We start from the raw sequence: 13,238 nt of genomic DNA, 5'->3' as shown, positions 1-13,238 counted from the left end.
GACGATTGGTTAATGTTTCCTGTGGTTCAATCTCGACAATCTTATGTCGCGGATTACGATCATGACACAGCTTACAGATAATACCTGGTACACTTCAGATTACATCTCTCCTTTACAATTATTTATTCGTCTGACGCGCGGGCAATTACAGCCAGGAAAATTCTGGCGTAAAGCCAGCTTTCGTCGCAAGTTTTTAATCCGCTCATTAGTCATGCCGCGTGCGACCAGCCAATTACTGACCAATCTCACCCAATGGCCGGAGTTAAATACGTTACTTGCTCGTCAGCCGCGTTTGCCTATTCGGCTACATCGTCCTTATATGGCTGTAAATATTAAACGCGATTTCGCTTTAGATGCGCTGTGTTTTCATTATCAACAGATGCGCCAACTTTTATCGCGGGAACAACAAGTTAGCTATTTAAGTCAGTATGGCCTGAATCTTGCTAAATTTGAAACTAAAACCGGCGAGTTGTTTCAACTTGATTTAGTCAGTCTGGTCTCACTGGATAAAGAAGGTGAAAGCACTATTGTTGTTCGCGACGCACAGTTACGTATTCTGGCAGAGATCACATTTACTCTGTGTCGCTTTAACCAACAACGCACACTATTTATCGGCGGATTACAGGGCGCGGCAAACGACGTCCCTCACGAAATTATCCAGCAGGCGACCAAAGCCTGCCATGGTCTTTTTCCCAAACGCATCGTGATGGAGGCTCTCTGTCAGTTTGCGCAAGTCTTTCAGGCGGAGCAGATTATAGCCGTGAGTAACGATGCGCACGTTTACCGTAGCTGGCGATACATGGATAAAAAGACGCAAATGCATGCCGACTATGACGCGTTTTGGGAATCGTTAGGCGGTGAAAGAATTAAAGGGAATTACTATGCGCTACCGCTGGCGATCGCCCGAAAAAGCGAAGCGGAGATCGCCAGTAAGAAACGGGCCGAGTATCGCCGCCGCTATGCTTTACTCGATAGCGTCGTCGAACAGGTTCCGGCCACATTCAAACGCTAATCCGCCCGGCCCCGCGCCAGCCAAACCACGCGCGAGAACATCTTTCTGAACAGCGGCGGCACGGCGTCAATTCCCCGCCGCCCGGCTTCCATCGCGACTTCAATCGCCAAATCCGGCTTTGACGAGCGGTGGATAGCTTTAGTGATAATTTTCCGGGTATTCATCGGTACATTAGGCGGAAGCTGCGCAACCCGGTGAAAAACATCGGCAAAGCCCTGACGATACATAAAATGTTCCATATCCAGCGCAGGCAGCGCCGTGAGATGTTCGCGTTCTTCTTCCCGATCGTTATTAAGCAGACTGCGGACCGTCGCGGCATATTTTTTCCCCGCTTCGTCGCCATCCACCAGGACATGCCACTCGATTCCCATACGGCGGGCGAACTTCACCAGCGGTTTCAGACCGGACTGAGCAAACTCAATGACTTTAATGCCCTCCGCATCAAAATGATGTCCACACTGACGCGCCAGCTCATTAATAACCCAGGTTTCCGTCTCGCCTTCCACCAGTAGCCAGCAACGCGCAAACAGCGACGACGCGCGATTAAAGCGGATATGAAAGGCGATGCGCCGTCCATCTTCCGCGCTTAACCCGCCCGGGCCCAAACGCCAGGCGGCGACGCGGGAAGATTCGCGCACCAACCGTACGACATGCTCCACCGGCGTTAGCGAGAGCAATTCGCCTGAGTTAGTCGTCGCTATCCGCTGTAGCGGTAACAGATTGAGCAATTGCCAGGCGACTGAAAGCATAATGGGATGCAAACGGGTTTCCGGATCTTCCACCAGCAGTAATGGTCGCGCGTCTTTATGTAACCGCAGCGTCCCTTTCGCCTGTAACAGCGTGGAGAAAAGCCCCAGCAGGATCACCCGATGCGACCGGCTGCCCGGTTTGTCGATCATCCGATTAATAATATCCAGATAGCGCCAGCTACGTTGCTCATTTTGCGAACGCCGGCGCATGAGTCGGTGACGCGCCTGTCCTGCGCCCTGCTCCGAAAAATAGTGCTCAAGCAGTTGCACCATCGCGGACAGTCCCTGGCGAATCTGCCCGTCGGTTAAATTTTGCGGCCGGGTCGCCAACTCACGCGCCAGAAAATCCAGCTGTCTGGCCGTGACTTCAACATCCGGCACATTAGGCACTGTACCGTTGCGAATACGTCGCATAAAGCGCGCATCGCGCAAACGTAGCACTGGCATCAGACGAACCAGGTGGCGCACCTGATCGTTAATATTTTCCACCGGCAATGGCTGCCCATCGCTATTGAGAAAACTGCGCAGCGTCATCACGCTGCCATCGGCGCCGCATTCGCCCTCTAGCCGATAAAAAATACGGTGAAAATCATCCTCGCAAGGCGACCAGCATGCTTCCAGCGCTCGATAACGACGTACCCGATGCCGCCCTGGCTGCGTTTCGCGAAAAGTCAGAATAATATGCAGGTGATGCTCGCGTCCTTTTATGTCGCCAGGCGGAAACCAGAAATCCTCACGGACAAAATGGTAGAGATCGAGTTCCGGCGACAATAACAGAGTCAGCGCATCCAGCAGGCTGGATTTGCCCCAGGCGTTTTCCCCAATCAGCACGTTGTTTTGTTCCAGCATCAACGACAGTCGGTTGATACCGCGAAATCCCACTATTTCAACGCGTTCGAGAATCATGCTTCCTCCAGAAAAGCGTCACCACTCCATTAAACTCACCGCAGTATAACGGCAAATGCTTCCACCTGGCGTGATATTCTCCCCTTTGCCTGAGGCAACTGTCTGATAAATGTACGGCTGACGGTGTCGCTTTACTGATAGTCTGGAATTCGGTAGTGTCATGTACACTATTCAAACAATAAAAAAGGGCCCGGCTGTTCATGTTTTCAGGACTTTTAATCATTCTGGTTCCACTGATTGTGGGCTATCTCATTCCACTGCGACATAAAGCCGCATTACAACTTATTAACCGGCTACTGAGCTGGATCGTGTATCTTATTCTCTTTTTTATGGGAATAAGCCTGGCGTTTTTGGATAACCTCGCCAGTAATCTGGTGGCGATTTTTCATTATTCCGCCGTCAGTATTACGATTATTTTATTGTGTAATATCGCTGCCTTATTGTGGCTGGAACGTATCCTCCCGTGGCGTCACCATCATCAGCAGGAAAAACTGCCTTCGCGTATTGCCATGGCGCTGGAGTCGCTGCAACTGTGCGGCGTAGTGGTATTGGGGTTTGTCATCGGCCTGAGCGGACTCTCTGTTTTACAGCACGCCACCGAAGCCAGTGAATATACGCTGATCTTTTTATTGTTCCTGGTGGGGATTCAGTTACGAAATAGCGGCATGACCTTAAAGCAAATTGTGCTTAACCGCCGGGGAATGATGGTCGCGGTCGTTGTCGTGGCAAGCTCATTACTGGGCGGCGTGATTAATGCGTTTATCCTGGACTTACCGCTAAAAACCGCCCTGGCGATGGCGTCAGGTTTCGGCTGGTACTCTCTTTCCGGTATTTTGCTGACGGAGTCGTTTGGACCGGTTATCGGCAGCGCGGCATTTTTTAACGATCTGGCCCGCGAACTTTTGGCCATTATGCTTATTCCCGGTCTGATTCGCCGCAGCCGTTCAACGGCGTTGGGCCTGTGCGGAGCGACCTCAATGGACTTTACGTTGCCGGTATTACAGCGCTCCGGCGGCGTAGAGATTGTTCCGGCGGCTATTGTACATGGCTTTATCCTCAGCCTGCTGGTCCCCCTCTTAATGGCGTTCTTCTCGGCCTGATACCTCTTTGGCGGTAGGCATCTGCCGCCAAAATTGCGCTAAATCAATCTCCTTGCACATTATGGCAGAAATCCCTTTTATCCCTTTGTTCACAGGCATAACCTTAAACATGTATATTAAATATAACTTTAAAGGGTGTGACCATGTTTTGTGTGCAATGTGAACAAACCATCCGTACACCAGCCGGAAACGGCTGCTCCTACGCGCAGGGAATGTGCGGTAAAACAGCTGAAACGTCCGATCTGCAAGATCTGCTGATTGCGGCTTTGCAAGGTTTGTCTGCCTGGGCAGTGAAGGCCCGTGAATATGGCATCATTAATCACGACGTTGATAACTTTGCGCCGCGCGCGTTTTTCTCCACGCTGACCAATGTTAACTTCGACTCTCCGCGTATCGTCGGCTACGCCCGTGAAGCGATTGCCTTGCGTGAAGCGTTGAAAGCGCAGTGCCTGAGCGTGGATGCCAATGCGCATTGCGACAATCCGATGGCCGATCTGCAACTGGTCAGCGACGATCTGGGCGAACTGCAACGTCAGGCGGCGGAATTTACCCCGAATAAAGACAAAGCCGCCATTGGCGAGAACATCCTCGGCCTGCGTCTGCTGTGCCTGTACGGTCTGAAAGGCGCGGCGGCGTATATGGAACACGCGCACGTTCTCGGTCAATACGACAACGACATTTACGCGCAGTACCACAAAATCATGGCCTGGCTCGGCACCTGGCCTGCTGATATGAACGCGCTGCTGGAGTGCGCAATGGAAATCGGCCAGATGAACTTCAAAGTGATGAGCATCCTGGATGCCGGTGAAACCACCAAATACGGTCACCCAACGCCGACTCAGGTCAACGTCAAAGCGACTGAAGGCAAGTGCATTCTGATCTCCGGTCACGATCTGAAAGATCTCTACAACCTGCTGGAGCAGACCGAAGGCACCGGCGTTAACGTCTACACTCACGGTGAAATGCTGCCCGCACATGGCTATCCGGAACTGCGTAAATTCAAGCATCTGGTCGGTAACTACGGCAGCGGCTGGCAGAATCAGCAGGTCGAGTTCGCCCGCTTCCCTGGCCCAATCGTGATGACTTCTAACTGCATTATCGACCCAACCGTGGGCAGCTATGACGACCGTATCTGGACCCGTAGCATCGTCGGCTGGCCGGGCGTTAGCCATCTTGAAGGCGATGACTTCGGGCCGGTCATTGCCCAGGCGCAGCAAATGGCGGGCTTCCCGTATAGCGAAATTCCGCATCTCATCACCGTCGGTTTTGGTCGTCAGACCCTGCTCGGCGCGGCTGATACCCTGATTGACCTGGTCAGTCGTGAAAAACTGCGTCACATCTTCCTGGTCGGCGGCTGTGACGGCGCGCGCGGCGAGCGTAACTACTTTACCGATTTCGCCACCAGCGTACCGGATGACTGCCTGATCCTGACCCTGGCGTGCGGTAAATACCGTTTCAACAAACTGGAGTTCGGCGACATCGAAGGGCTGCCGCGTCTGGTCGATGCCGGTCAGTGTAACGATGCTTACTCCGCGATTATCCTGGCGGTGACGCTGGCGGAAAAACTGGGCTGCGGCGTCAACGATCTGCCGCTATCGCTGGTGCTCTCCTGGTTTGAGCAGAAAGCGATCGTGATTCTGCTGACGCTGCTGTCATTAGGCGTGAAAAATATTGTCACCGGGCCGACCGCGCCGGGCTTCTTCACGCCGGATTTGCTGGCTATCCTCAACGAGAAGTTCGGTCTGCGTTCCGTGACCACCGTTGAAGAAGACATGAAGCAATTGCTGAGCGCGTAAGGAGGTCAATAATGACGATGCCAACCTCACAATGTCCCTGGCGAATGCAGGTGCATCACATCCGTCAGGAGACGCCGGATGTATGGACAATTGCGCTATTATGCCATGACTACTACCCTTACCGCGCCGGGCAGTATGCGCTGGTGAGCGTGCGTAACTCAGCGGAAACGCTGCGCGCCTACACCCTTTCGTCTACGCCGGGCGTCAGTGAATATATCACGCTGACCGTTCGTCGGATTGAAGATGGTACGGGTTCACAGTGGTTGACCCATGACATCAAGCGCGGCGATTACATCTGGCTGTCTGATGCAATGGGCGATTTTACCTGTGACGATAAAACAGAAGATAAATTTCTGCTGCTCGCCGCCGGTTGTGGCGTAACGCCAATCATGTCGATGCGTCGCTGGCTGGCGAAATACCGCCCGCAGGCCGATGTGCAGGTCATCTTTAACGTCCGTTCGCCGGATGATGTGATTTTTGCCGACGAGTGGCGACAGTATCCGGTTACGCTAGTGGCGGAAAATCATGCCACGGAAGGTTTTGTCGCGGGCCGTCTGACCACGGAATTATTACAGCGCGTACCGGATTTGGTATCGCGCACCATCATGACCTGCGGCCCGGCGCCCTATATGGATTTCGTCGAACAGGGCGTGAAAGCGCTTGGCGTAACGCGCTTCTTTAAAGAGAAGTTCTTCACGCCGGTGGCGGAAACGGCAACCAGCGGCCTGAAATTCACCAAACTACAGCCAGCGCAGGAATTTTATGCCCCGATCGGTACGACGCTGCTGGAGGCGCTGGAGAGTAATAAAGTACCGGTTGCCGCTGCCTGTCGGGCAGGTGTTTGCGGCTGCTGTAAAACCAAAGTCGTTTCCGGCGACTATACGGTGAGCAGCACCATGACGCTGAGCGAGGCGGAGATTGCCGAAGGTTACGTACTGGCCTGCTCCTGCCATCCACAGGGCGATCTTGTTCTCGCATAATCGGTAAACGTTCCATCGTAGGCCCGGTAAGCGTTAGCGCCACCGGGCGATTTACCACTCGCTTCATCCTTTCGCCCCTCTCTTCGCCAAAGAAAAACGTCATCGTCATCTTCAACTAAACTTGTAACCGTTATCACATTGAAGGAGATGGAGAACCATGAAACAAACCGTTGCTGCTTTCATCGCCAAAACGCTGGAACAGGCTGGCGTAAAACGAATCTGGGGCGTCACTGGCGATTCCCTGAACGGCCTGAGCGATAGTCTTAATCGTATGGGAACCATTGAATGGATGCCAACCCGCCACGAAGAGGTCGCCGCTTTCGCTGCCGGCGCACAAGCGCAGCTTACCGGCGAGCTGGCAGTGTGCGCCGGTTCATGCGGACCGGGCAACCTGCACCTGATCAATGGCCTGTTTGATTGCCACCGTAACCACGTCCCTGTTCTGGCGATTGCCGCCCATATTCCGTCCAGTGAAATCGGCAGCGGTTATTTCCAGGAGACCCACCCGCAGGAGTTGTTCCGTGAATGCAGCCACTATTGCGAGTTGGTTTCCAGCCCGGAGCAGATCCCGCAGGTACTCGCCATCGCTATGCGCAAAGCGGTGTTAAATCGCGGCGTCTCCGTGGTCGTACTTCCGGGTGACGTGGCGCTGAAACCCGCACCTGAAAACGCCGTCACTCATTGGTACCATGCCCCGCACCCCGTCGTCACGCCGGCGGAGGAAGAGCTAAAAAAACTGGCGCAACTGCTGCGCTACTCCAGCAATATCGCATTGATGTGCGGTAGCGGCTGCGCGGGCGCGCATGAGGAGTTGGTCGCGTTGGCGGCAAAACTAAAAGCGCCAATCGTTCATGCCCTGCGCGGCAAAGAGCACGTTGAGTACGATAACCCTTATGATGTGGGAATGACCGGCCTGATTGGCTTCTCTTCTGGCTTCCACACCATGATGAACGCCGATACGCTGATCCTGCTCGGCACCCAGTTCCCCTACCGCGCCTTTTATCCGAGCGATGCCAAAATCATTCAGATTGACATCAACCCGGGCAGTATTGGCGCGCACAGCAAAGTCGACATGGCGCTGGTGGGCGATATTAAAGCCACGCTTCGCGCCCTGCTGCCGCTGGTGGAAGAAAAAAGCAATCGTAAATTCCTCGATAAAGCTCTGGAGCACTATCGGGACGCCCGTAAGGGACTTGATGACTTAGCCAAACTCAGCGACAAAGCCATCCATCCGCAATATCTGGCGCAACAAATTAGTCATTTCGCCGCTGACGACGCTATTTTTACCTGCGATGTCGGCACGCCGACCGTCTGGGCGGCCCGCTATCTAAAAATGAACGGCAAGCGCCGCCTGCTGGGCTCGTTTAACCACGGGTCAATGGCCAACGCCATGCCGCAGGCGCTCGGCGCTCAGGCCACCGCGCCGGGTCGTCAGGTTATCGCGATGTGCGGTGATGGCGGCTTCAGTATGCTGATGGGCGATTTTCTCTCGGTGGTACAGATGAATCTGCCGGTAAAAATCGTCGTCTTTAATAACAGCGTGCTGGGCTTTGTGGCGATGGAAATGAAAGCCGGCGGCTACCTTACCGACGGTACCGAACTGCACGACACCAATTTCGCGCGTATCGCCGAAGCCTGCGGCATTACCGGTATTCGCGTGGAAAAAGCCGCAGACGTGGACGGAGCGCTACAGCGCGCGTTTTCCATTGACGGCCCGGTACTGGTTGACGTGGTCGTGGCAAAAGAAGAGCTGGCGATCCCGCCGCAGATCAAACTGGAACAAGCGAAAGGATTTAGCCTGTACATGCTGCGCGCCATTATTAGCGGCCGCGGCGATGAAGTGATCGAACTGGCGAAAACGAACTGGCTAAGGTAAAACAATGCACATCACCTTTTAAAATCCAGGGATGTGCCATGATTGATTTACGCAGTGATACCGTTACCCGACCGGGCCGCGCCATGCTCGAGGCGATGATGACCGCCCCGGTCGGGGACGACGTATACGGCGATGACCCTACCGTTAATGCCCTTCAGCGCTACGCCGCCGACCTTTCCGATAAAGAAGCGGCGCTTTTTTTACCCACCGGCACCCAGGCCAATCTGGTCGCGCTGCTTAGCCATTGTGAACGCGGCGAAGAGTATATCGTTGGTCAGGGCGCGCATAATTATCTCTATGAAGCTGGCGGCGCTGCGGTGCTCGGCAGCATTCAGCCGCAGCCCATCGACGCCGCCGCGGACGGTACGCTGCCGCTGGAGAACGTGGCGGCGAAGATTAAAGCGGATGACATCCACTTCGCGCGCACGCGCTTGCTCAGTCTGGAAAATACGCATAACGGGAAAGTGCTGCCGCGCGCGTATCTGAAAGACGCCTGGACATTTACCCGCGAACGTGGACTGGCGCTGCACGTTGACGGCGCCCGAATTTTTAACGCGGTGGTTGCCTACGGCTGTGAGTTAAAAGAGATTACGCAGTATTGCGACTCTTTTACCATCTGCCTGTCAAAAGGTCTCGGAACGCCGGTCGGTTCGCTGCTGGTCGGCAACCGCGATTACATTAAACGCGCGACGCGCTGGCGTAAAATGGTCGGCGGCGGAATGCGTCAGGCCGGGATTCTGGCAGCGGCCGGACTGTATGCGCTGAAGCATAACGTGGCGCGTCTGCAAGAGGACCATGATAACGCCGCCTGGCTGGCGCAGCAGCTTCGGGAAGCGGGCGCGGAGGTCATGCGCCACGAAACGAATATGCTGTTTGTTCGCGTTGGCGAAGCACAGGCCGCCGCGCTTGGCGACTATTTGCGGGAACGGAATATCTTGATTAACGCCGCGCCGATTGTGCGTCTGGTGACGCATCTGGATGTCTCTCGCGAACAGCTTGCCGACGTCGTCGCCCACTGGCGCGCCTTTTTAGCCCGCTAAGGAGAGCAACGTGGCGCAACGCATTCTGGTTCTCGGCGCCAGCGGCTATATCGGCCAGCACCTGGTCTTTGCGCTAAGTCAGCAAGGGCATCAGGTGCGGGCGGCGGCGCGGCGCGTGGAACGTCTGGAAAAACAGCGCCTCGCCAACGTCAGTTGTCATAAGGTCGATCTGCACTGGCCGGAAAATTTACCCGCGCTGCTTCACGACATTGATACCGTTTACTATCTGGTACACGGCATGGGCGAAGGCGGCGATTTTATCGCCCATGAGCGTCAGGCGGCGCTCAACGTGCGCGACGCGCTGCGCCAGACGCCGGTTAAGCAACTTATTTTCCTCAGTTCATTGCAGGCGCCGGCACATGAGCAATCCGATCACCTGCGCGCCCGCCAGCTTACGGCTGACACGCTGCGCGACGCAGGCGTACCGGTGACGGAATTACGCGCCGGGATCATCGTCGGTGCAGGCTCCGCCGCCTTCGAAGTCATGCGCGACATGGTTTACAACCTGCCAATACTCACGCCGCCACGCTGGGTGCGTTCGCGCACCACGCCCATCGCCCTGGAAAATTTACTCTACTACCTGGTCGGCTTGCTGGACCACCCTGCGCACGAGCATCGTATTCTGGAAGCTGCCGGGCCGCAGGTATTAAGCTATCAGCAACAGTTTGAACGTTTTATGGCCGTCAGCGGTAAACGGCGTCCGCTGATCCCGGTGCCTTTTCCGACCCGCTGGATTTCGGTCTGGTTTTTAAACGTCATTACCTCTGTGCCGCCGACTACCGCAAAAGCCTTAATCCAGGGGTTGAGGCACGATTTGCTGGCCGATGACGCCGCGTTAAAAAAGTTGATCCCCCAAACGCTTATCACCTTTGATGACGCCGTTCGCCGCACGCTGAAAGAAGAAGAAAAACTGGTGAACTCCAGCGACTGGGGCTACGACGCGCTGGCCTTCGCCCGCTGGCGTCCCGAATACGGCTATTTTCCAAAGCAGGCGGGCTTTACCGCGCAGACCCCGGCCAGCCTATCGGCGCTCTGGCAGGTCGTAAATCGGCTGGGTGGCAAAGAGGGCTATTTTTTCGGCAATATTTTGTGGCAGACGCGCGCCGCGATGGACCGTCTGGTGGGGCATAAACTGGCGAAAGGCCGCCCGTCGCATACTTTGCTCAAGACTGGCGATACGGTAGATAGCTGGAAAGTGATCATTGTCGAGCCAGAAAAACAGCTCACGCTCTTGTTTGGCATGAAAGCGCCGGGTCTGGGGCGGCTTAGCTTCACGCTGCACGATAAAGGTCGCTACCGCGAAATTGACGTGCGCGCCTGGTGGCATCCACACGGAATGCCGGGCCTGATTTACTGGCTACTGATGATCCCAGCGCACCTGTTTATTTTCCGGGGAATGGCAAGGCGTATTGCCCGACTTGCAGAACAAATCACAGAAAAATGAGAAAAAGTTGCTGTATTCTTTCGTGTTTCCCATTGCATACCGATGTAATTCACGGAAGAATGCGCACGACGGTTTATTAAACACAGTGGATTGATATGAAGGTACTGGTTACCGGCGCCACCAGCGGCTTAGGTCGAAACGCGGTTGAATTTTTGCGCAATAAAGGCATCAGCGTCAGAGCGACGGGTCGCAATGAAGCGATGGGCAAGCTGCTTGAAAAAATGGGCGCGGAATTCGTCCATGCGGATTTAACCGAACTGGTCTCCTCGCAGGCTAAAGTGATGCTCGCCGGGATCGACACGTTGTGGCACTGCTCCAGCTTTACCTCGCCCTGGGGAACCCAACAAGCTTTCGATCTGGCGAATGTTCGCGCCACCCGCCGCCTGGGAGAATGGGCGGTCGCCTGGGGCGTGCGCAATTTTATTCATATCTCCTCTCCCTCACTCTATTTTGATTACCACCATCACCGTGATATCAAAGAAGATTTCCGTCCGCATCGGTTTGCCAATGAGTTCGCCCGCAGTAAAGCCGCCGGCGAAGAGGTGATTAATCTGCTGGCGCAGGCTAATCCGCAAACACGTTTTACGGTGTTGCGTCCGCAAAGCCTGTTTGGCCCGCACGATAAAGTATTTATCCCACGTCTGGCGCATATGATGCACCATTACGGTAGCGTCTTATTACCGCACGGGGGCAGCGCGCTGGTCGATATGACCTACTATGAAAATGCGATCCACGCCATGTGGCTGGCCAGCCAGCCGGGCTGCGATCATCTGCCTTCTGGCCGCGCTTATAACATCACTAACGGCGAAAACCGCACCTTACGCAGCATCGTACAAAAGTTAATTGATGAACTGACTATCGACTGCCGCATTCGCTCTGTGCCTTACCCGATGCTGGATATGATCGCCCGCAGTATGGAGCGCTTCGGCAAAAAATCCGCCAAAGAGCCCCCGCTAACGCATTACGGCGTGTCAAAACTGAATTTTGATTTTACGCTCGATACGACTCGCGCGCAGGACGAGCTGGGCTACCAGCCCATCGTCACGCTGGACGAAGGCATTGAGCGCACCGCCGCCTGGCTGCGCGATCACGGAAATTTACCGCGTTAATCCTGGCCGTACTTCTCCAGTAATGCTTCGGCAATCGCCTGCGTTTCGGCATCTGCGATACCGTTCCATTGCGCCGGACGGAAGTGCATCTGGAACGCCATAATCACCCGCTGCTGCTCGCGCGCCGTCATATCGGCTTTGACTTCATAGCCATAGCGCGAGAGTAACGCAAGCACCGTTGCGGTATCGACTGGCGTATACGGCGCGCGTCCAGCCAGATAAAACGCCACACGCTGGGCGTCAGGCCAGGCACCAATCCCCTGCGCCGCCAGCTCGCGCCACGGGAAGCGCGGGCCGGGATCGTCTTTACGCTGCGGCGCGATATCCGCATGGGCCACCACATTCTGCGGTTTGATGTCATAGCGCGCGATAATGTCCTTCGCTAACGGAATCAATGCCTGAATTTGCGCGGATTCAAACGGCGCGAAAGATTTCACCCCGCCGGACATTCGCCAGCCGCGATTTTCCAGCTCAATGCCAATAGACGTATCATTGAGACGCGTGGCACCTCGCCAGAAACTGACGCCCGCATGCCAGGCCTGATCCTGTTCCGGCACCAGTTGCCAGATGCGCGGTTTACCGCCATATAATGGCGGGGTTGCGGGAATCAGGTAATGCGAACTGACGTTGCGGCCCGTTAACGTCGCCAGCGAAACGTCAAAGTTTTCCGCCGTATAGTGAATCACCAGAACTTTAATGCGCGGATAGGCCGCCTGCGCCCGATGTCGGGTATCAAGCTGATATCCCTCTTTATCGATAATTCCTTTTTCGCTCGCGCAGCCTGTTAACAGCAACGCGAGCCCCACCAGCCACAGTAGCGCTCTCATCGGCGCGTTTTCACCGCCGTTCCGCTGACGCTGACCATCAGCATACTGCCATCCTTGCCGACAGTTTCGTAATCAATATCGATGCCTACCACCGCATCGGCGCCCAACGCTTTAGCCTGCTCGCCAAGTTCCTGAAAAGCGATTTCACGCGCTTTACGCAGCTCTTTCTCATACGCGCCGGAACGTCCGCCGACGATATCCCGAATGCCGGCGAAAAAATCGCGGAAGATATTAGCGCCTAAAATGGCTTCGCCCGTCACCACACCGCAATACTCCACGATGCTTTGTCCTTCCAGCGTTGGGGTTGTTGAAAACTGCATAGTGAATCTCCCGGGTTAGCTAAGCACACGATCTCAAACGCATTATCAAGCTGATACGCTATCATTGAAAGGATATAAT

At 55.0% G+C, this 13,238-nt stretch carries 11 protein-coding genes; 8 read left to right on the top strand and 3 right to left on the bottom strand.

What is annotated here, in order from left to right; all coding sequences use genetic code 11:
* Positions 1-61: 61 nt before the first annotated feature.
* Positions 62-1,012, top strand: coding sequence for a VirK/YbjX family protein (locus ACLD4F_RS14290; RefSeq protein WP_061376483.1), 951 nt, complete (start codon positions 62-64; stop codon positions 1,010-1,012).
* Here ACLD4F_RS14290 and ACLD4F_RS14285 read toward each other — a convergent pair.
* Entirely contained in the window at positions 1,009-2,667 is a 1,659-nt protein-coding gene (locus tag ACLD4F_RS14285) for an ATP-dependent endonuclease (protein ID WP_000599770.1), read from the bottom strand. The genes ACLD4F_RS14290 and ACLD4F_RS14285 overlap by 4 nt on opposite strands.
* A gap of 200 nt (positions 2,668-2,867) precedes the next feature.
* On the opposite strand from ACLD4F_RS14285, the gene ACLD4F_RS14280 reads away from it, so the two are divergent.
* The 7 genes from ACLD4F_RS14280 to ACLD4F_RS14250 all read left to right on the top strand — a co-directional run bounded on the left by ACLD4F_RS14280 (position 2,868) and on the right by ACLD4F_RS14250 (position 12,012).
* Positions 2,868-3,767, top strand: a complete 900-nt coding sequence (locus ACLD4F_RS14280; protein ID WP_001648559.1) for a lysine exporter LysO family protein — start codon at positions 2,868-2,870, stop codon at positions 3,765-3,767.
* A gap of 143 nt (positions 3,768-3,910) precedes the next feature.
* Complete coding sequence (gene hcp, locus ACLD4F_RS14275; RefSeq protein ID WP_000458785.1) at positions 3,911-5,563, top strand: hydroxylamine reductase; 1,653 nt, start codon at positions 3,911-3,913, stop codon at positions 5,561-5,563.
* Between the two features lie 11 nt (positions 5,564-5,574).
* Positions 5,575-6,543, top strand: coding sequence for an NADH oxidoreductase (hcr, locus tag ACLD4F_RS14270; RefSeq protein WP_411010902.1), 969 nt, complete (start codon positions 5,575-5,577; stop codon positions 6,541-6,543).
* A gap of 157 nt (positions 6,544-6,700) precedes the next feature.
* Positions 6,701-8,419: a ubiquinone-dependent pyruvate dehydrogenase gene (gene poxB / locus ACLD4F_RS14265; protein ID WP_411010901.1), complete on the top strand. Its 1,719-nt coding sequence runs from the start codon at positions 6,701-6,703 to the stop codon at positions 8,417-8,419.
* Between the two features lie 38 nt (positions 8,420-8,457).
* The gene (gene ltaE / locus ACLD4F_RS14260; protein WP_411010900.1) at positions 8,458-9,459 is read left to right on the top strand and encodes a low-specificity L-threonine aldolase; all 1,002 of its coding nucleotides are present in this window, start codon (positions 8,458-8,460) and stop codon (positions 9,457-9,459) included.
* Between the two features lie 10 nt (positions 9,460-9,469).
* A complete protein-coding gene (locus tag ACLD4F_RS14255) occupies positions 9,470-10,903 on the top strand; it encodes a DUF2867 domain-containing protein (RefSeq protein WP_411010899.1) in 1,434 nt (477 codons plus the stop codon).
* A 95-nt stretch (positions 10,904-10,998) separates the two neighbouring features.
* Complete coding sequence (locus ACLD4F_RS14250) at positions 10,999-12,012, top strand: NAD-dependent epimerase/dehydratase family protein (RefSeq protein WP_000866904.1); 1,014 nt, start codon at positions 10,999-11,001, stop codon at positions 12,010-12,012.
* Here the strand turns inward: ACLD4F_RS14250 and ACLD4F_RS14245 are convergent.
* Both ACLD4F_RS14245 and ACLD4F_RS14240 read right to left on the bottom strand, forming a co-directional pair.
* On the bottom strand, positions 12,009-12,839 hold the full coding sequence (locus ACLD4F_RS14245; protein WP_001202293.1) for an N-acetylmuramoyl-L-alanine amidase: 831 nt from the start codon (positions 12,837-12,839) through the stop codon (positions 12,009-12,011). The two genes, ACLD4F_RS14250 and ACLD4F_RS14245, sit on opposite strands and share 4 nt — an antisense overlap.
* Positions 12,836-13,159 (bottom strand): heavy metal-binding domain-containing protein, encoded by a 324-nt coding sequence (locus ACLD4F_RS14240; protein WP_001160725.1) that lies wholly within the window; start codon positions 13,157-13,159, stop codon positions 12,836-12,838. Before ACLD4F_RS14240 ends, ACLD4F_RS14245 begins: the two co-directional genes overlap by 4 nt.
* Positions 13,160-13,238 lie beyond the last annotated feature (79 nt).

Origin of the sequence: Salmonella sp. 741265050_HSA (genome assembly GCF_046569445.1) — a bacterium.
Lineage (GTDB): Bacteria > Pseudomonadota > Gammaproteobacteria > Enterobacterales > Enterobacteriaceae > Salmonella > Salmonella enterica.
Note: the sequence above shows the minus strand (reverse complement) of the source record. Positions and strands in the feature narration are given on the sequence as shown.

Excerpts from the sequence above, each read along its gene's own strand:
- hcp (WP_000458785.1), top strand. The coding sequence starts at position 3,911 with ATGTTTTGTGTGCAATGTGAACAAACCATCCGTACACCAGCCGGAAAC.
- ACLD4F_RS14285 (WP_000599770.1), bottom strand. The coding sequence starts at position 2,667 with ATGATTCTCGAACGCGTTGAAATAGTGGGATTTCGCGGTATCAACCGA.
- ACLD4F_RS14250 (WP_000866904.1), top strand. The coding sequence starts at position 10,999 with ATGAAGGTACTGGTTACCGGCGCCACCAGCGGCTTAGGTCGAAACGCG.
- hcr (WP_411010902.1), top strand. The coding sequence starts at position 5,575 with ATGACGATGCCAACCTCACAATGTCCCTGGCGAATGCAGGTGCATCAC.
- ACLD4F_RS14280 (WP_001648559.1), top strand. The coding sequence starts at position 2,868 with ATGTTTTCAGGACTTTTAATCATTCTGGTTCCACTGATTGTGGGCTAT.
- poxB (WP_411010901.1), top strand. The coding sequence starts at position 6,701 with ATGAAACAAACCGTTGCTGCTTTCATCGCCAAAACGCTGGAACAGGCT.
- ACLD4F_RS14290 (WP_061376483.1), top strand. The coding sequence starts at position 62 with ATGACACAGCTTACAGATAATACCTGGTACACTTCAGATTACATCTCT.
- ACLD4F_RS14245 (WP_001202293.1), bottom strand. The coding sequence starts at position 12,839 with ATGAGAGCGCTACTGTGGCTGGTGGGGCTCGCGTTGCTGTTAACAGGC.
- ACLD4F_RS14240 (WP_001160725.1), bottom strand. The coding sequence starts at position 13,159 with ATGCAGTTTTCAACAACCCCAACGCTGGAAGGACAAAGCATCGTGGAG.
- ltaE (WP_411010900.1), top strand. The coding sequence starts at position 8,458 with ATGATTGATTTACGCAGTGATACCGTTACCCGACCGGGCCGCGCCATG.